The 19,449-nt window shown below is 58.0% G+C and carries 13 protein-coding genes; 4 read left to right on the forward strand and 9 right to left on the reverse strand.

Going from position 1 to position 19,449, the window contains the following annotated elements:
- The 3 genes from HNI00_RS13900 to HNI00_RS13910 form a co-directional block, all read right to left on the reverse strand.
- Entirely contained in the window at positions 1-1,197 is a 1,197-nt protein-coding gene (locus tag HNI00_RS13900; protein WP_316787116.1) for a DUF1822 family protein, read from the reverse strand.
- Positions 1,194-2,552: a hypothetical protein gene (locus tag HNI00_RS13905; protein WP_316787118.1), complete on the reverse strand. Its 1,359-nt coding sequence runs from the start codon at positions 2,550-2,552 to the stop codon at positions 1,194-1,196. Before HNI00_RS13905 ends, HNI00_RS13900 begins: the two co-directional genes overlap by 4 nt.
- A gap of 417 nt (positions 2,553-2,969) precedes the next feature.
- The gene (locus HNI00_RS13910; RefSeq protein WP_316787120.1) at positions 2,970-6,407 is read right to left on the reverse strand and encodes a CHAT domain-containing tetratricopeptide repeat protein; all 3,438 of its coding nucleotides are present in this window, start codon (positions 6,405-6,407) and stop codon (positions 2,970-2,972) included.
- Between the two features lie 330 nt (positions 6,408-6,737).
- Here HNI00_RS13910 and HNI00_RS13915 point away from each other — a divergent pair, with 330 nt between their 5' ends.
- From HNI00_RS13915 to HNI00_RS13925, 3 genes are all read left to right on the forward strand, one after another.
- Positions 6,738-7,904 carry an FIST signal transduction protein gene (locus HNI00_RS13915; RefSeq protein WP_316787122.1) on the forward strand — a complete coding sequence of 389 codons (1,167 nt, stop codon included), beginning with the start codon at positions 6,738-6,740 and terminating at the stop codon, positions 7,902-7,904.
- On the forward strand, positions 7,905-9,083 hold the full coding sequence (locus HNI00_RS13920; RefSeq protein WP_316787124.1) for a sensor histidine kinase: 1,179 nt from the start codon (positions 7,905-7,907) through the stop codon (positions 9,081-9,083).
- A gap of 67 nt (positions 9,084-9,150) precedes the next feature.
- Positions 9,151-10,557: a diacylglycerol/polyprenol kinase family protein gene (locus HNI00_RS13925; protein ID WP_316787126.1), complete on the forward strand. Its 1,407-nt coding sequence runs from the start codon at positions 9,151-9,153 to the stop codon at positions 10,555-10,557.
- A gap of 1,082 nt (positions 10,558-11,639) precedes the next feature.
- Here the strand turns inward: HNI00_RS13925 and HNI00_RS13930 are convergent.
- Positions 11,640-12,365, reverse strand: coding sequence for a Bax inhibitor-1/YccA family protein (locus tag HNI00_RS13930; protein WP_297087048.1), 726 nt, complete (start codon positions 12,363-12,365; stop codon positions 11,640-11,642).
- Between the two features lie 531 nt (positions 12,366-12,896).
- On the opposite strand from HNI00_RS13930, the gene HNI00_RS13935 reads away from it, so the two are divergent.
- Positions 12,897-13,679, forward strand: coding sequence for an RNA polymerase sigma factor SigF (locus tag HNI00_RS13935; protein WP_172357015.1), 783 nt, complete (start codon positions 12,897-12,899; stop codon positions 13,677-13,679).
- Positions 13,680-13,837: 158 nt separating this feature from the next.
- On the opposite strand, the gene hydA is transcribed toward HNI00_RS13935, so the two are convergent.
- From hydA to HNI00_RS13960, 5 genes are all read right to left on the reverse strand, one after another.
- Positions 13,838-15,271 carry a dihydropyrimidinase gene (gene hydA, locus HNI00_RS13940; RefSeq protein WP_316787131.1) on the reverse strand — a complete coding sequence of 478 codons (1,434 nt, stop codon included), beginning with the start codon at positions 15,269-15,271 and terminating at the stop codon, positions 13,838-13,840.
- A gap of 343 nt (positions 15,272-15,614) precedes the next feature.
- Positions 15,615-16,199 (reverse strand): Spy/CpxP family protein refolding chaperone, encoded by a 585-nt coding sequence (locus tag HNI00_RS13945; protein WP_316787133.1) that lies wholly within the window; start codon positions 16,197-16,199, stop codon positions 15,615-15,617.
- 421 nt (positions 16,200-16,620) lie between these two features.
- Positions 16,621-17,280, reverse strand: coding sequence for a glycerol-3-phosphate 1-O-acyltransferase PlsY (gene plsY, locus HNI00_RS13950; RefSeq protein WP_316787135.1), 660 nt, complete (start codon positions 17,278-17,280; stop codon positions 16,621-16,623).
- 6 nt (positions 17,281-17,286) lie between these two features.
- The gene (locus HNI00_RS13955) at positions 17,287-18,660 is read right to left on the reverse strand and encodes an MlaD family protein (protein ID WP_316787137.1); all 1,374 of its coding nucleotides are present in this window, start codon (positions 18,658-18,660) and stop codon (positions 17,287-17,289) included.
- 273 nt (positions 18,661-18,933) lie between these two features.
- Positions 18,934-19,314 carry a translation initiation factor gene (locus HNI00_RS13960; RefSeq protein WP_316787139.1) on the reverse strand — a complete coding sequence of 127 codons (381 nt, stop codon included), beginning with the start codon at positions 19,312-19,314 and terminating at the stop codon, positions 18,934-18,936.
- Positions 19,315-19,449 lie beyond the last annotated feature (135 nt).

Raw genomic sequence — 19,449 nt, forward strand, 5'->3', positions numbered from 1 at the left:
TCACGCTTCAGGATGAAACACAAAGGGCGGCCAGCTCAGGGTCGCTCCATCCGGCAGGGCAACGGAAACCCTGAAGGCTTCCTCCCAGGTGCCAAAGACCTGGGCATAGAGGTGGTTTGCGCCTGAACCCGGAGAGAGGGTGCTATCTGCCAGGATCGTTTCGGCATCGCGCACCACCAGGCGCGTCCCCGGCAAGATCTGCTCACCGGGGGTCGGCCCCAGCACCAACAACAAACACCATTCTGGCTGGGAGCCTTCCAGATGCGTCCAGGTGAGGGCACAAAGGCGCAGGGGCACGCCCGCCCGTTGCAAATCTGTATAGGCTCCCCTAGCCGTGGGGGGAATCACCACCCCAGCCGGTTCGAGCTGACGCAGCACGGTGGCCAGAGTTTCCGCCGGGCCGTGGCTCGACCGCAGCGCGGGGGACATCGCCAGCGGCGGCAGCAGCGCCCAGGTCAGGGTACTGGTCACGGTGTTGGCCAGCGTATCGAGGCGATCGCCCAGCCAGCGCCACACATTAATGGCTTCCTGGGTTGGGGAAGCGGCTTGGGGCAGTTGACCCCCTGTTTCCAACTGGGCGGGGCTGAGGCAGTTGAGGTAGAGCAGAATTTCCTCAGGAGCCGTGTCGAAGCAGGCTACGGGGATGAGGGATGTGCCGTTGGGGTGTCGAAGGAGCGCGTCTTGCTGGGCCAGCAGGCGATCGCGCCGCAGACCGCCCAGAATCGTCACCTGGTCGGCCTCTTCGCGCACCTCCACCAGCAGATATAGATGAGCAAAGGTGTGGGCATTTTCTAGAGTGCGTTGTGGAAGAGGCACCTGGCCATCGCTGAGGGTTCCCTGGGGCACAATGCAGAGGCGAAACCCGTTGACCGTTCCCTGCACCTCCGAACCCGGCGGCTGGGCTGGGTCGTAGGTCAGCGTCAAGCCTGAAGCGCCGTCCTCCAACCACTGCTGTACGCCCCGCAGCGCCAGCGCCCGCAAAAACGTCATCCACTGCTGCTCTGGGGGCACTTGCTGGCAAATCTGCACCGCCCAGTCTACCGCAGCAGGGGGCAGCACCACCGTTGTCGGTTGCAGCGGTTCAAACGCATAGTCTGAGAGTTCGGTGGAATGGCGCATGGGGTGCAGGCTCAGAGAGGGAATAGAGACAAAGGGAATGGAGACAAAGGGAATAGAGGCTATTATCCGTGGGTTCATGGGGTTTGACCTGTCAGAAAGGTGTGGATTTTGGCGCAGAGGCGAGCGGCAAATCGACTCTTGACCTTGCGGGGTTTGGGGGACTGGGCCTCGGCGGCCGCATCTGCCATCAGGGTGTCTACCTGCTCAGACAGGAGGGTTTCTAGGGTGGCATCGAGGGTTCGGAGGCGATCAGCAGATACCAACTCTGCTGCTTCCTGCCGCACCGCTGCGGTGAGTTGGGGAATCAGGAGATGGCGCACGTCCGCCCGCAGTCGCTTCAGATTCAGCAGCCGTGTGACCTGCACTTGAGAGGTCAGCCCGATGCGGGGCGCAATTTGGGTCATGGAAACTCCCTCGCAGAGGCGCAAGTGTAGCCCCTGGACATAGGGCCCATCCTGGGGCGGGGTGCGGCGGCTCAACCGAGACACATTGGCGGCGATCGCCTCCGCAATGGTCTGCCCAAGCAACTGGTCGAGGGCCTGACGATAGCGGCGGAGAAATGTGTTGGAGTCGTCTTCGGCCTCAAAACGGGTCTGAGATCCGCCCAGGCGCTCTAGCTCGCCGTCGTCCTGGGGCTGGTAGATTTGGGGGTTGCCGCTGCGGGCGTGGATGCGGTACTGGCGCAGTTGGCTGGCCAGGTGTTTGAGCTGGGCCTTGACCGCTTTGGGGCTGAGGGACGGCATCATTTCCTGGAGTTGGGCGGGGGTCGGTTCGGGGCAGCGCCCGGTTTGTCCAGCCTGTCGCTGGCGGAGGCGATCGCGCTGATACACCGCCTGATAGCGAGCCAGAAGTTCTACGGCCTGGTCAATTTCAAAGTCGCTCCAGAGGTGATACTCCCTCAAAATTCGCCGCACCCGCTCCCCCTCGCTGTCATTCAGAATGGCCCAGTCGCTAGCCAGGTAGATGCCCTTTTCCAGCAGCAGGCGCGTTAGGGCTGGGTGGCTCTTGGTTAGCAAGTTGCACCAAGTGCCCAGGCTGGCTTTGGCGGGGTCAAAGCTGGTGAGAATCTCCAGGCTGAGGGGGCGATAGGTGGGTTTGGCGTGGCCATTGTCATCCAGCACCAGCGGAAACAGATCGGCTGCTTCTAGCCCGTGGCGATCGCCATAGCGCTGGGCCAAACTGACGCAGGTATTGCGAATCTGGTGGGAAATCCAGCAGCGCAGGCTCATCTGGGCTAGGTCGTGACCGCTGTCTTGCCCCTGCCATACGCCCAACAACGCCTGTTGCAGCCTGCGGTCTGCCCCCTCCAAATCGAGCAACGCATCAGCATAGGTGTCCTCTAGCCAGGTCTTCACGGTAGGCAGTTCTATCGGTTGGGGCTGGCCAGTGCTGGTCAATCGCACCAGTTGCCAATAGCGGAAAACGTTATCCATGAATCCTGTGATCGAATCAACAGCAGCATTTCAATCGAAGAGGCGACCCCGCCTAAACCATAGCGTGACCCTGCGCGTGGGCTTTGTTCTCAGAAATCCAGCCCCTCAGATCCCATCCGTCTGCTTGAAAACTAAAATAGTGGACTTTTGCCCTAACTTCCTCCTTAAAGGGGGCTAGGCTACCGTGTCCATACCAGTCTTCTATGCCTGAGTGGCGATGCTGTGATCCCCCCTAACCCCCCTTAAATAAGGAGGGAACCGAGCCGCTCCGAAAGTCCCCCTTACCAAGGGGGATTTAGGGGGATCTTGAGCGCCTGACGCAAACCCTCGAGATGTGTGTACACAGTAGAGACCTAGGGGGAGATCAGCCCGAATCTTTGGAACAGTAGTTCTCTGGACTCAACACCTATTCAATGTTCAGAGCCGCTCCATAGAGTTCCACTGTCCTGAGAGGAAAAAGGCGGCCCAAAAATAGGGATGGCGATGGGCTGGATTTTCCAGCGCCGCAAGCTGCACCTGACGCAGGGCCTCGCTGCGCCCGGTTCCTTGGGCCAGGTGTTCATAATATTGCTGCATGAGGTCAGCGGTGCGGCGATCGCTCACCTGCCACAGGCTCATCAGCAGGCTTTCGGCCCCCGCCAGCACAAACGCTCGGCGCAACCCGTAAACCCCTTCGCCATCGGCCACATCCCCCAATCCGGTTTCGCAGGCGCTCAGCACCACCAGGCGCGTCCCCCGCAGGTTCAGACTGGCCACCTCTAGGGCCGTGAGTACGCCATCTTCGCCATCGCTCTCCCGCTGGTTAAAGCCCGCCAGCGCCAGCCCCGACCGCAGCAGCGGATTTTCGACCCGATTGGCGCTCTGGGGAAAGGCTCCAACCCCTGCTTCTGGTGGGGAAATGGGGACATCCGGCAAAAAGAAGCCGTGGGTGGCTAGGTGCAAAACGCTCGGCCCCTGCACCTGCTTGAGGGCATTTTCTGTGGCTCTGGCTTCGGTCAGCACCACCGCCTTTTGCCCCAGCCAGGGACGAATGGCTGCCAATTCCAGGGCGCTACCCGCCAGCGGCCCAAACCGCAGACTGCCCATATCGGGCGATCGCGCTCCTCCACGACTGGCAGAGGCCACCTGAATCACGCCCTGGGCATCGGCCGTGTCGAAGTCTGGATTCGCCAGCACCACCGGGGGCTGCTGTGGGGGAGCCGTGGGTTGTTGCCGCAGCAGGTCGCGCCCGCTAGTGAGGTAGGTCAGGGTGTAAGTTTCAATCAGGTAGCGATTTTGCCCGTCCACCAGCGCCGCAAAGGGTACCAGATTCAGTTGTCCGTCGGGAGAGAGCAGCACATGGCTGGCGTTCCCCAAGTGGGGCTGAACGGGCGCAAAGAGGGTCTGGTAAAGCGCCTGGGCAACGGGTTGCAACTGTTCAGGCTCGTAGCAGGGCGTGGCCCGCCGTTCGCCACAGCGCAAAAACTCCAGGAATCTCTGAATTTGCCCCTCAATGGCGGCTGCATCCCCCAGGTCGGCCCAGCGCACCTCCCCAGACGGCAGCAGCACGTAGGCCGCATAGCGGGGGTCACCAAACCCTCTGTCGCTCCAGTCACTTAGGTTGCTAGCTGGCTTTTGCCCCAGGGGATTGCGGGGGGCAAAGGGGCGGTAGCGCACATACTCCACCAACGCGCCATCGGTCGGCAGGCGGGCCTGAATGTCTGCCAGGTTCACCAGCGGCGCATCCCCAGCCAGGGCCGCGCTGCGACGGGCTAGCACCGCTTCGATCTCATCGATTTGGCTCCGCAGCGTCCTCAGTTGGGCTTGCGCTTGCGAGGAAGACCCCTGTTCTGCAAAGGTGATTTCTGCGATCTGTCGCCGCCGCCGATCCAGCTCGGCCAGCAGCCGCTCATCTTCTGGGTTGGGGGCCTGCTCCAGCAGCGCCAGGGTGGTGATGCCTGCCTCCAGCACCCGCCCCTTGCGGCGTAGCAGCATCGTCGCCGCCAGTTGAGCCGCATCCAGATCGTCTGGCGCAGTGTTTAAATGCAGCGAAATTGCGTGGTTCAGCGTATTGGCCACCGAGGCTGCATAGCGCTGTCGTCCAACTTCATTCAGCGTGGCCAGGCGGCGATCAAACTCTTGCTGCTCTAGGGCGATGCCCGCTTGCAAAACCTCCAGCGCAGCCGGGATTTTTCCCTGGGCCTGGTATAGACCCGCAAGGTTGTAAAAAATGGGCGCTCGGAAGGCTTGCAAATCGCGGCTATACCAAGTCTCCGATGCGGCCAGGGCCTGACGGTAGAGGTGCTCGGCCTCGTCGTAGCGCCCCTGGCTATGGTATGTCAGCGCTCGACCATTGAGCAGGTTTGGATCGCGGGGAGAACGCTCTTTGGGCGCGGCCGGCTGGCCTTCAAAGGCTTCTAAAGCCAAAGCGTCTGCCTCGGCATTGCGGCCCTGGGTGCGATAGAGGGTGGACGCTGCCTCTAGGAAAATGGCCCGTTCTGACGGTTGGCTGAAGCGTCTGGCGAGGTCAATCATCTCGATGAGCAGCGGTTCTGCTTCGTCGTATCGTCGTTGAGCCTGGTAGACCTGAATCAGAGACAGTAAGCTCGCGGCGATCGCCCGCTGCGCTACAAAGCCTTCCTCCCCACTCAGCAGTGCAGTCTGCCCCAGCCTGGCCCGTTCCAAGGAAAGCGCCTCTTGATAGAGGGCTGCGGCTCGTTCCAAATCTCCCTGCTGGTAAGCCATCGAAGCCATGCCGTCGAGCGCTTGGGCTAGGTGCTGGGGATTGGGGTGAGGCTGGGCCCGCAGAATCTCTAGGGCTTCTGCATAGGCACTGCCCGCGTCGGCCCAGCGGCCCAGGAGGGTATAACTTGTAGCCAGGGAGATGAGAGGTTCGGCCACCTCAGGATGGCGATCGCCCTTCTCAGCCCGCAACCGCGCAATCTGCTCCTCTAGCCTTGGGGCTGCCAGGGTATAGAGGCTATCTAATGAATATTCTTCGCCCCTGGGAACCCGATTGTGTTCTCCCCGATAGGTGAGGGTGCTTGTAGCCGCGCTGCCGCTGGCGTTGCCCCACCACAGGCGATAGCGCCCCGTGCGGCCCGCCGTCCGAGACCCCACCGACACCTGATAAGGGCCCGCGTCTTCGAGCGATAGCGCTATCTGAGTTGCTCGACCGCTGGCGGCGGCGATAAACCCCTGCTGGCGGCTAAACACAAAAATGATTAAGTCATCGAGATCCTCACTCGTGACCGCCAACTTCACCGTCTGCCCTGCCACACCATCGAACTGGTGGAGGTTAAAATAGCCCCCCGTCAGCGGCATCCGGGGCAATTGGGAGAGCGCCACGCTGGACAGCACAGGCTCAAACACTTCCAGATAGTCGTGACGATTTGCCTGCAAGCTGCGGACATCGAGTTGCCCAACCACGCTTTGAGGAAAAGCCTGGGCCAATTGGGCGATCGCAGCGGGCGCAATCGGCGTGCCCTTGCCCCCACGGGTCATTAAGCGAGCAATGGTGTGATAGCTTTCGGCTTCTTCATGGCGATCCAGCAGACTCAGCAGCATCGCCACCTGGTTAAATCCGTGGGGAATATTGGGATTGGTCGATGGCAACACCTGTTCCAATACCCGCAGCGCCTGCTTAGCTCGATCCAGCGCCGCCTCATAGCGCCCCTGGGCATAGAGTCGATTCACCTCCTCATACAGCCGTTCGGCATCTGCCAGCGTCGGCTCTGCTGGCGAGCGGGCCACGCGGGGTGCAGCGATCAGTTCGGGCGATCGCCCCGCAATTGCAGGCACAAGCGCAAGTCCTGGCATCTGTCCGCCCAGGAGCCAGGTCAGCAGCAGGGCTGCCGTGCGGTTGGGTTGTTTCATCGCTCACCTCGCTAATGCAACAGTTAGGCACAAGTTAGGCACGGAATCTTCCTTGCACAGGCTAAACCATGTGAGAGGCAGTTGTCGCGAAAAACCTGTTAAAAACTCATGCAAATCTGCGTTTTTTAAGGAATTGGCTAAGTTGTTTGGAGTTCCGCCAACTGGCTGACCTGTTGCCGATGTCATCAGCATTTGCCAAAACTCATAATTTGAATAGTTACACGGGCTGATGCCCTTACTGCTGCGTCGCTGAGGATTAGCGCTCCCGGCCGATTCCCGGCAGCATGGGCTTTGTGCAGCCTGCAATGCTGGTCAGTTTCAAAGGAGAATGTGGTGTTAACGGTTGCCATTGGCCATAGCGACGATCCGGATGCGTATGCGGCTGCAAAGGACGTGATTGAGCAGTGTCAGACAAAGCTTCAGGGGCGATCGCCCCAAGTCGGCATCCTGTTTGCAGCGCTTGATTTTGACCACAGCCTGATTCTGGAAACCCTGAGCGCGTCTTTTCCAGAGATGGTCGTCGTCGGTTGCACCACTGATGGTGAACTGTCGTCTGAGCTAGCGTTTCAGCAAGACTCAGTGGTGCTGATGGCGATCGCCTCGGATACTCTCGCCATCGGCGCAGGCGTGGGTTACGACCTCTCGCAAGATCCCGAAGCAGCGATTCAGCGGGCGATCGCCCAGGCCCGCAGCGGCCTCGATCTCTCTCCCGATGCGGTTCCGTCCCTCTGCCTCACGTTTCCTGAAAGCCTAACCTACGATAGTCCCCTGGTTGTTGCTCATTTGCAAAAAGCGCTGGGCGACTCGGTTCCTCTCTTCGGCGGCTTCGCAGGCGACCAAAGCCAGTTTCAAAAAACCTATCAGTTCTACGGCTCCGAAGTGTTGACGGATGCGATTCCCATCCTGCTGTTTTTTGGAGATCTGAAGCTGGGTCATGGCGTGGCCCACGGCTGGACACCCACGGGCGAAAGAGGAACCATTACCCGCGCTGATGGTCATCTCCTCCAGGAAATTGACCACCGGCCAGCGCTAGAGTTTTATCAGCGCTACATGAATGATTTGTTGCCCTCGACCGAGTTTCCCCTGGCCGTTTGGGAAGAGGGCGCAGACGGCTATTATCTTCGAGCTTCCATCGGCTTTGATTCAGAGACAGGCAGTATTCAGGCTATTCCCCTCTGGCCTCAAAACGCCCAGGTGCAAATTGCTCGAAGCAGCCGGGATGAAATTATCGAAGGCGCACGCACTTCTATGCAGGCGGCCTTGGCCAGCTATCCAGGACAGCGCATCGAGGCCGTGCTTTTGTTTTCCTGCTGTGTGCGTCATACGCTCTTGGGCCTGCGGACCCAGCAAGAATACAAGCTGGTTCAAGAAGCGCTGCCACAGATGCCAGCCACTGCTGGGTTCTATACCTACGGCGAAATCGCTCCACTGACTCCAAGCGCTACATCCCGGGCGCATCACTCTACGTTCGTTACTCTGCTGCTAGGAACCGCTTAGATGGATATAGCCCAAAAGCTTGTTGCTGTTCCCTCTGTTGCATCGGCTCAGAATTGCATCAGTGCCACGCCCCTGCGGTCTGTTGAATGTCAGGAGAGTTCCGAACCGACTTCAGCGCAACGGCTGGCGGCGCTAGAGAAGGAGAACCGGATTCTTCGCAAGAAACTGGAACGCTCAGAGCGCGATCGCCAAATCCTTGAAGCCAATATGGATCGCTCTGAAAACCTCATGCGGAATGTGATTGCAGAACTGGAGGCATCGAGGGCTTCTTTGGCGCGGCGCGGGGAAGAACTGGAGCAGACCCTCTCACAGTTGCAGCAGGCGCAGGTTCAGCTGATTGAAGCTGAAAAGATGTCGGCGCTGGGAACGTTGGTCGCAGGGATTGCTCACGAGATTAACAATCCTGTGGGTTTTGTGCATGGCAACGTGAACTACACCCAGACCTATGTCCGGGAACTTCTGCGGGTCATCGCCGCCTATCAGGACGCTTATCCCATCCCAACTCTTGGTATTCAGGCGCTGCTGGAGGAGATCGATCTGGAGTTTTTGCAGCAGGATGTAGCTAAGGTGCTGCAATCTATGCAGATGGGCACCAAGCGGATTAGCGATATCGTGCGATCGCTCCGCACTTTTTCACGCCTCGACGAAGCAGACTTCAAAGATGCAGACCTGCATGAGGGCTTAGAAAGCACCCTGATGATTCTGCAACATCGGCTCAAGGCCTGTGGCGACCTGCCCGAAATTGAAATTGTCAAAGATTTTGAGCCGCTGCCCTTGGTCGAATGTTATCCGGGTAAGTTAAATCAAGTGTTTATGAACCTGCTGGCCAACGCCATTGATGCAGTGCAGGAGCGATATCGCCAGGCAGCGGAGCCGAAGCCAGCGCCAAAAATCACGCTAAAAACCCGTCAAACGGGCGATTCAGTAGCAATCCATGTGATTGACAATGGCATCGGGATAGCGGAGGGCGATCGCCCCCGGTTGTTTAACCCGTTCTTTACGACCAAGCCCGTTGGCCAGGGCGTGGGGTTAGGACTATCAATTAGCTACCAGATTGTTGCCGACCAGCATCATGGTCAGCTTTTATGCCGCTCCAAACTGAATGAAGGCACGGAGTTTATCATCCAAATTCCTCGCCGACAGAGCCGCCCCGCAGCCGCAAGCCCGCTCGGACAGTGATGCCATTTCCAGTCATCCCAGAGAAATGCGATGATCGAGGCAAGTCCCTGACGTTGCCTTTTCCCGCATGAACTCCTGGTTTAATATTCCCCTGATTTTACTTATTCTCGGTGGGCTGATGCTGGTGCTGCGGCACTGGCAGCGGACGGCGCGACCCAATCCAGAACTGGTGCGGAAGCTGCTGCACATTCCGATGGGGATGGTGACGCTGACGTTTCCCTGGCTCTTTGAGTCGGTCTGGCAGGTGGCGGTGTTGGGCGGACTGGCGATCGCCTGGCTGATGACCTTGCGGCTCTATCGACCGCTGGCGCAGGGGTTAGGGTCGGTGCTGGGGGGCGTAGGGCGGCGATCGCTCGGCGAGGTCTATTTTCCGCTGTCGGTGGTGATTTTGTTTGCCCTCACGCCGGGCCAGCCGTTGCTCTATGTCATTCCGATTTTAATCTTGGCGCTGGCAGACGCGGCGGCGGCGCTGGTGGGTACGCGCTACGGACAGATGCGCTACGTTGCCACCGAGGGCTACAAAAGCACCGAAGGATCGCTCAGCTTCTTCATGGCAACGTTTTTTAGTGTGCATGTGCCGCTGCTGCTGTTTAGCGAGGCAGGGCGACCCGAATCGCTGCTGATTGCCACAATCTTGGGGCTACTGGTGATGCTGATCGAGGCGATCGCCTGGCAGGGACTCGACAATCTGTTCATTCCGCTGGGCAGCTTTTTGCTGTTGCAAACCCACCTGGCAATGGATACGTCCGCCCTGGTGGCGCGACTGGTCGTGTTGGGCGCACTGATCGGGTTTCTCTGGCTATGGCGCAGCCACACGACACTCAACGATGGGGCGCTGCTAGGAGCGGCGCTGGTGGGCTATTTTTGCTGGTCGGTTGGCGGCTGGCCCTGGCTGCTGGCTCCATTGACGCTGGTGCTGTGTTATCCCCTGCTGATCTACCGTCCCACCGCACAACAGCCCCTCAGCCCCGCCGAAAAAGCCGTCATGATCTGGCAGCCTATGGAGAACGATTCAAACGCTTGGACGCGCATTCACAATGTCTACGCCGTGCTGAGTGTGGCGGCGGCGGGGCTGGTGTGGCTATTTCTGGCGCAGACCTTTGACCGGCCGCAACTGATTTATCCCTATACGCTCGCCTTTGCGGTGAATCTGGCGGTGATTTGTGTGGCGGGCCTGTCGCCTGTCCGCTACTGGAGTCGTCGCCATCAGTGGCAGGTAGTGCGACACATTGTGCTGAGTTGGGTGCTGCTGTTTGGGCCGCTGCTCGTCTTTCAGGGAGCCTCGACTCGTGCGATCGCCGCTGCGCTGGTGGGTCTGGTGGGCACAGCCCTGGGGGCGATCGCCTTCTACCGCATCCAGCCGCTTTTGCAGCAGCACTGTGCAGAATCCGTGCGCTGGGTCTATCGGGCGCTGTTCACAACGCTGGTGTCGTGTTTGGGATTGGGGGCGATCGCCCTTGGCGCGGGCGGATAGCTGCACAGGGGGCAGAGTCTCAATTTTCTTGATGGGAATTTTACGGAATTTCCCAGAACCCCTGACAAAAAGTTTACTGACTTCCCAGTAGGATTTACAGTAAGGCTGAAGTCTGTAGATGAACGTTTGCTGGTAAGCAGCTTATAGATAAACGAGGTAAACGTAGATAAACGTCTGTAGATAAACGTCTGCCACTGAACGTCTGCCACTGATAGTTGGCGAGGAATCAGTTTAGCGAGAAATCAGTTCGCAGAAACTCTTCGCTATCTTATCTCTCATTTCACTTGAGACGTGCGAAGCCTCAGGCTACTAGATCCAAGCCTTGCCCAGTTCCTGAAACTCTCACGACAAAGCACGACAAAACCAGGTTAACTCAGTGCTGGACGGGATCATCCACATCTCGCTAGCTGTCTTTGCTGGTGATTCCCCGCTAAGAATCTGAGTTGACCCGGTTTAGCTCCTTTGCTCAACTCCTTTGATGTTGATTGACGGATACTTCTATGCAACCTTCAACCGCCGCACAACTGAGTCAAGTCGCTGGGCAGATCATTGGAATTGGGGCTTTGGGTGTCGCTCTCACTGCCCTGCTGGAACCAACCGTTTCTGCTGTACAATCCTGCAATTTCTACGACTGTTCTGGTGTCGCCGCAAATATCTGCAATTTTGGGTTTTGCCCAGACCCAGGACTGGCAGATTGTCTGTTCGGTCAGTGCAAAGTCGCCACGCCAGATACGGGACATCCTGCTTTACAAGTGCCTGCGAATCCGCAGTCTGACACCCTCCTACAGGATGCTCCGATAAAGTAAGGATTTGTCGGCGATCGCCCGCCAGATTGTCGATGAACAGTATCGGGGTAGCCTATGGGTTCGCTCTGCGCCAGAGCAAAGGGCGGAGCTTGCAATGGCATTTCCCATCAAACCTGCATTTGCCCAATTGTTATCCAATTGTTATAAAGTGCAGTCCGACTGCGTGCGCCTACCCAAAAGGCTTGCTCTGCACAACGCTTGCGTCATGGATTGCTTGCGTCATGGATTGCGTCATGGATTGCGTCATGCAGAGTCAAGCCTTTACCTTCCTTGACCTTAATCCCGGTTGAACGCAATCAGCAGGCGCAGAATAAAGACAAACAAATTGATGTAGGTCAAATACATCGACAGCGCCGCAGGTAGATATTGGTCATCGCGATACGTGCGGGGAAGAATGTAGAAATCTACCACCGCCGCCCCTGCAAACAGAAACACGCCAAAGGCAGAAATGCCAATTTCTAGAAAAGTAGGCGTATACACTCCGAACAGAGCCAGCAGCAATTGTCCAACCAGGACGACCAGCAGGGCAATCATGCCAAGCTGGACAGTTCTGGTGAGCGCCATGCCGTCCTGATCCGACAGGTTAGAGCCGATCTGCCGTGCCACAATGAACGTTGCGCCACAGCCCAGGGCAGCCAGCCCAATCCCTGCAACACCGACCCCAGAGGTTCCCAGGGCAACCGCAATCAGCCCAGTCAGCGTGTAGCCCGTCAGCAGGCTATAGGTCGCTAGAAGGGGCAGCGCCACACCGTTGTTGCCTTTTTCTGCGACACCCCGCGCCACAAAGAAGAGAACCAACTGGGCAATCAGCGCTGCGATGAAAGTCGGCATGAACAGCGCAGGACTGTTTTGCATTACGCCCAGCCCCCCGTAGGTTCCCAGGGCCGTCAGCACCAGCCCACCCCCGACGTAGGGCAGGGCATTGCGAATCACATTAGGGCCAACCAGGGCATGAGTCTGGGCCTTGCGAATGGCATCTCGAAAATTACTGGTGTTGCTCATACGTACTCTGTTAGTCGCTGAAAGGTTGTGAATAGAACAGTTGACGAATGGAGTTAGCTCATTCCAGGTTACTCAAAATCCGAGGATTACGCCCGGCAACTGAGGTATGGAATCGTTAACGCAATTGTTAACGAAATCGTTAACGTAGTTGCAGTCTTTAAGTTCGGGACTGATGCACCAACGCAGTTGCAGTCTTTAAGTTCAGGACTGATGCACCCGCGATAAGTTTTCTGAATTTTGAGCAACTGCTCGCAGGATGCGCCCGCGAGCAGTCACCCCACTGCGTAAGTCCTAGAGTTAATGCCTTGATTTTAGGCGATTTGGCGGATGTTAGCCGGGGTTGGGCAAGCGCTTTCCCGTAGACTTGCTGCCTCACAAACCGCAGGCAAAGGGGGCGGGTTTTCATGGAAACTCCGTGTTTACGCTGACATACCAGAGGGGTACGCTGTTCATTCCCGTGAAATAACGATGGTTTCACCCCTCGTCAGTGCGGACAATGAGCCTAAATCTTAGAGAACAGGTACTTCCCAGATGACGGCTACTCAACCTTCTCTCCGTTCCCACAGCATGGAATTGCTGATGGCTTATCAGCAGAACAAGTCGGTGAGCATTCGCAATCAGCTCGTGAAGTTGAATGCTGGTCTAGTTCGCAAAATTGCCCACCGGGTCAGCCATCAGTGCGCCGAGCCTTACGAGGATTTAGAGCAGATTGGCTATCTGGGTCTGATTCGGGCGATCGAGCGGTTTAATCCCAGCCAGGGCTGTGCCTTTAGTTCCTTTGCAGTGCCCTATATTCGCGGTGAGATGCTGCACTTTTTGCGCGATCGCGGCAGTGCTGTGAAAGTCCCCCGCCGCTGGCAAGACTTGCAAAAAGAGGGTCAGCGCGTGCGAGCAGAATTGGTCAAAGATCTGGGTCGCCAGCCGATGGATCAAGAAATTGCGGAACACATGGGCATTTCGGTTCACGAGTGGCGTGAAATCAAGATGGCCGTGCGTAACCGCCTGCCCCTGAGCCTAGACGCAACCGTTCAGCAGGTCGATTCCTCCATCACCCTTGGCGAAACGCTGCCCGATGTGCGCTACCAAGCGCTCCAGCGCCTCGAAGAAGACCGTCAGCAGCTTCAGCGGGCGCTGAATCAACTGGAAGACAAGACCCGCGCGGCGATTGAGTTTGTGTTTTTTAGCGACTTGTCTCGCAAGGAAGTGGCCGAGCGCATCGGCGTTAGCCCAATGACCGTGACGCGCCGCATCCAGCGTGGACTGGAGCAGATGGTGTCGTTCCTGCAAATGCAAACGATCCAGACAGGTTCCTAAGATTTTTGAATCTTTTGGGTTTGGTTGAGTTCTGTTCTGAAAATCGTCAACAAGCCGTCTCCATGACCAGTCCTTTGGGGCTGGTCATTTGTCATGTTGGGATTGGCGGGTTGGGGGAGGGATGGGCTGGCCTGGGACTAGTTGAATCTACGTTGCATCTACACGCGCCCAGAGGCCGATCGCCGCTGAAATTGTCCCTGCCCAGCGCGACCCAGCCAGCGATCGCCCTCCACAATTAACTCCCCGCGCAAAAATACCTTCTGTACCTTGCCCAGAATTTCGCGACCTTCATAGAGCGAATAGTCGGCGTTGGAGTGCTGGGTGCTAGCACTGAGGGTGTGGCGCTGGTGGGGGTCGAACAGCACCAAGTCGGCATCGCTGCCAACGGCGATCGTGCCCTTGCGGGGAAACAGGCCAAACATCTTCGCGGGGGCAGTGGCGGTCAACTGCACAAAGCGATTGAGCGAGAGGCGACCCGCATTCACGCCGCCATCGTAAAGCAGGTGCAGGCGGAATTCGACACCGGGCGCACCGTTGGGAATTTTCTCAAAGTCGTCGCGGCCCATCTGCTTAGACTTACGCAGTCCAAAGGGCGACTCGTTGTAGCAGAAGGGGCAGTGGTCGGTGGAGACAATTTGCAGGTCGTCGGTTTTCAGACCGCGCCAGAGGGCGTGCTGGCAGGCGTGCGATCGCAGCGGTGGGGTCATCACGTATTTTGCGGCTTCAAACCCAGGGCGATCGTATTCCGAGTCATCCAGAAACAGATAGTGCGGACAGGTTTCGGCGTAGGCGGGAATGCCGCGATCGCGGGCCTCCACAACCGAACTGAGCGCCTCCTCTGCCGATAGGTGAACGAAATACACAGGCACTTCCGCCAGTTCCGCAATCCGAATGCCCCGGTGGGTGGCTTCGCCTTCCATGATGCTGGGGCGGGTCAGCATGTGATACTTGGGCGAGGTGTTGCCCTGCTCTAGCGCCTCCTGGATCAGCGCCTGAATTACGCTGCCGTTTTCGGCGTGCAGGTTGATCATGCCGCCGTGGGCCCCGACCTTCCGCATGGCGCGAAAGATGTCCGCATCTTCCACCATCAGCACGCCGGGATAGGCCATAAACATTTTGAAGCTGGATACGCCCTCGTGGTTTACTAGGTCGGGCAGTTCGGCCAGGGCTTCTGGCGTGACGTGGGTAAGGATGATGTGAAAGCTGTAGTCCACGCAGCACTGGGGTTCGGCGGCGGCAAGGCGGCGATCGAGCGCCTGTTTGGGGGTGTCGCCCTGTTTCTGGAGGGCAAAGTCCACAATCGTCGTGGTGCCGCCAAAGGCCGCCGAGCGCGTCCCGGTTTCAAAAGTATCGACGGTTTGCGCCGCGCCCAGGTCAAATTCCATGTGGGTATGCACGTCGATGCCGCCGGGAAACACGATCAGTCCGCTGGCATCATGAACCGTGGCGCTGTCGATGGAGAGGTCGCGGGCGATCGCCTCAATTCGCCCATTTTTCACCCAAATGTCTGCTATGTAGTCATCCACCGCCGTCACAATTCGCCCGCCCTTGATTAGCACCTCAGACCGCACCCCAGACCGCACCTCAGACATTGCCGTACTCCTTGCAAAGGGGGCTGATTTAAACTGCTAAAGGCTGGCGCTTTTTCGAGCCGTGCCAACCTTGAAACCAGCCCTAGACTCTGAGTTCTACATCATTTCGGGCGATCGCAAGACGGCTTTGCTTAGTTCTTTACGACTCGTAATTTGTCGTTGCAGAGGGGGCGCTGCGGATTTTCTGCGGAGGGGAATTGGGCGTTGAATTGAGCAGAGTGAGATCTGCTGACCGTGGGCCGCAAATCTCACTCTATGACGCACTCTATGACGCAGTATTGACGGACGCAGTATTGACGCAGGATTTCAGTTCAGTGTTTTTGCCAAAAACCGCTGAATCGGGCTATTGCCCCTGCCCAGACGGGCCAGAACGGTTCATCCCGCGACCCATTGGGCCCTGGCCTGGGCGATCGCCCCGATTTGGGCGCATGTTTTCAAGCTGCTGGCGCTGCTCTGGAGTGAGGACTGCCTCGCTCTGCGTCCGGGCGTTTTCCATAATGGTGCGGATTTGCTGACGCTGGCTATCGGTCAGGTTCAGGTCAGCAAAGGGTTCTGGGCGAGGCCCGCGTCCTGGGCCACCGGGCCCGCCGGGCCCACCGCCCTGTTCCATGCGTTCGCGGCGGAGCTGCTGGCGCTGTTCTGGGGTGAGGTTGGCAAATTCCTCACGGCGGCGCTCCATCTCGGCGCGGCGTGTTTCCATCTGCTGGCGCTGTTCTGCCGTCAACACGGCCTCAATCTGGCGGCGGCTGTTTTCTCGAATGGCTTGCAACTGCTGGCGCTGGGCCTCCGTCAAATTCAGACGCTCCATTGGGCCAGAACGGGGCCCACCCATGCCGCCCGGAGGATCGGCGATCGCCGCTAGGGGTGCGAATGCCATCACACCAGCCGCGATGCCAGCCCAAAGAAACGCCTTTCGATTCAGTTTCATAGAACCTCCAAATGGTTTATCCAACATGCAATTTCAGTCGCAGATATCGATTCTCTTAAGCAGCACTACGACGACGCAGCGCTACGAATGAAATTGCTGGAAGCCGGGTAGATGCTCGACTGGCAATCCAAAATCGCAAATCTAAAATCGAGAATCGATACGAGACTGTTTGGGGGGATGAATTAATCCTATGAAGCTAAATAGGGCGATCGCCTCAGGCAAAGGTCACGACCTGAAGCATGACTTTGGTCACAGGGTCGGCTCAATGCTCAAGCAAGGCGATTCCAGCGTTTCGCATCCCCGTTTCGCATCCCCATTTCGCAACTCCGTTTCGCAACTCCGTTTCGCATCTCTGCGCGACGGCTGCTATTTGCTATTTACGAATGCTGCGCTCCCAAATGCTGCTTCTTACAAATGCTTCTTACAAATGCTTTTGCCCAACCTTTGGCTCTGTGCCTGCTAGGAGGCGCTGAATGTTCGCCCGGTGGGTAATCAGGACGTAAATGCCTCCGGCGATCGCCAGCAAGAGATAGGGCAAGGGCTGTCTCAGGGCAATCATCCACAGCGAGGCGGAAATGGCTCCGGCGATCGACCCCAGCGACACGATGCGAAACAGCGCCAGCATCAGCAGAAAAGCGGCCGCCACGCCCAGCCCCACCTGCCACGACAGCGCAAACAGCACGCCCAGCGCGGTTGCCGCCGATTTGCCGCCCTTGAACCCAATCCACATGGATTTGCTGTGGGCCACAATGGCCACCAGCCCAGACAGCATGACCGCCCAAGGGAGCCAGGTGCCCAGCGGTAGCCCGTTTGGCAAAGGCAGCGCGGCGATGTTGGGCAGGCTGTAGACGTAGCGAGTGAGGGCGATCGCCGCTACGCCTTTGAAGATATCGATCAGCAAAACGGCGATCGCCGGGCCGCGCCCCAAAATCCGCAGCACGTTCGTCGCGCCTGTAGACTTGGAGCCATATTGCCGAATGTCGATATCCTTGAGCAGCTTACCCGCCCAGTAGCCTGTGGGCGTGGACCCCAGCACATAGGCCGCCAGCAGCACCAAACCCAACACCAGCCAAGCGTTCATAGTGAATTACTCTGGCAAATTTGTGTTTACGGTTCTGAGCTTATCAGCAGATGGGGCTTCCGTGGCGGAGAGCGATCGCCCCAGTCGCGCAGACTGGCGAACGGCAGGGCGTGGCACGGCAGGGGTGGCGCGGGCAGCGGCCGCAGCAGATGGGGACGGGGGCGTGGCGATTGGCGCAGCGACGGGGGTCGATTCTGGGGGCTGGCGCGTGGCTTGTGCCTCTGGTGCGAGCGGAGCAGTGGGTTTGTCTCGCAGGGCGATCGCCGCTGGGGTCAAGAGTTGCTCTAGCTCGACCTGCTGCTCTAGCTGCTGAGCAGACGACAGCAAATTGTCCAAACTCCGCAGCAAATCGCGGACGGTGTTGCGAAATGTCGGATCGCCCGTCAGTTCGTCTAAGTCTGCGGTAATCTTTTCTGCATTTTGAAACGTGGCGCGGGCCGAATCTAGCGTTTGCTGGAGCGCCAGCGCATTTTCAGGTGTGCCGATTGCGTCCGTCAGGCTCCGCAGTGTCAGTGAGGCGCGGGCCGCATTGTCCGACAGCGCATTCAGGTTTTGCACAAAGGCGCTATCGTCTACGAGCGGCGTGAGTCGAGTCGTTAGCAGGCGCACCTGGTTGCTGGCTTGCTCCAGGTTAGACAGCGTGCTGCTGATGGCGTAGCGATTGGTTTCCAGCAGGGAGTTGACCTGGGCAGCGGTGAGGCCGAGCTGAGTCGCTGCGCCGCCCACCGATGTTGTGGTTCGATTTGCAGACCCCGCCAGCGTCCTCAGTTCGGACTGCACAGATTTTGCGAGTTCAGTCACCTCGCCTGTCAGCGTTGTCACGCCCGCCGCCGCCAGGGAAGAGTTGAATGTGAGTGCTTTCAAGTTTTCGATTAGTTCTGGATCGGAAAACTGGTTGGACAGGCGAATCGTGGAGCTAATCAGCGCGTCGAAGGTTACGCCCACTTCTCCAGGCAGGCGATCGCCATCACAGATAATCCCGCTCCCCGGACAATCTGCCGCCAGCGGATTGGTCGCCACCGCCTCCACAAACTCCTGACGGGGCACAATGTCAATCGCTGTTTCCCCAATCAGCCCCGCCTGGTTGGTCTGAATTGCCGAATCTCGCGGAATTCGCACCGTCGCAGGCGAAATCTGAATTTCCACCTCCGCAAACTGCGGCCCCGGGCGAATCTTCCGCACCTTGCCCACGATCACGCCGCGATACCGAACCGGGGAGCCTTCCACCATGCCCACCACGTTCGGAAACTCCACCACGGCGCGATAGCTGCGATTCCCCAGGCTCAGCCCCCGCAGCCACAGCAGCAGACTGCCGAATATGCCCAACGCCAGCAGAATCAGTAATCCAACAGAGCCTTCTCGAATGGTTCGCGATCGCATGAGCTTATCCTACAAACCAGAAAAATCCCCAAACCCGCTTTGCGAAAAACCGGGCATTCACTCGAACCAGAGTACTCTAAATCGAGCGAAACGGGGCGAGGGAAGCGGGAAGCGGGAAAAGGGAAGAACGAAAACAGAAGAACGAAGAGGGAAAGAGGGAAGAACGAAAACAGAAGAACGAAAACAGAAGAACGAAGAGGGAAGAGGTTTCCATTTTTCGTTTTTCGTTCTTCGTTTTTCGTTCTTCGTTCTTCGTTCTTCATTTTTCCGTTCCTACCCGCCACTCACCTTCGCCTTATACCCCTGCTTCACCAAGACCTGCATGATCTTCTCGCGGTGATCTCCCTGAATCTCGATTTCCATGTCTTTTACCGTGCCGCCTGCGCCACACTGGGTTTTCAGCGTTTTCAGCAGCGTCGCCAGCGTTTCGGGCTTGGTCTGAAACCCGCTGATCACCGTCACCGTTTTGCCGCCGCGACCTTTGCGCGAGGCTTGTACGCGGATCTGCTGCTGGTTGGGCGGCAGTTCCTGCACCGGACGCTCCATTGCTGCATCCTCAGAAGCACCCGCGCCAAATTCCTGCCAGACGGTTTTTCTTTCTGGCTGAACTTTTCCTGCGGATTGAGAAGTAGGTTTACGCTTTGTGTCTGCCATAAATTGCTCTAGATAGCCGTCTGCTAAAGTCCATATTCAGAGAATCAGGAATTTTATGGACTAGGGCTGTATCAGAAAGCGAAATTCCTGATTTTACAGCGGAGAAATTTTAGTGAGAATACGCAAGGGCGATCG

The sequence above is a fragment of the Thermoleptolyngbya oregonensis NK1-22 genome (assembly GCF_032705245.1).
Taxonomy (GTDB): domain Bacteria; phylum Cyanobacteriota; class Cyanobacteriia; order Elainellales; family Elainellaceae; genus Thermoleptolyngbya; species Thermoleptolyngbya sichuanensis.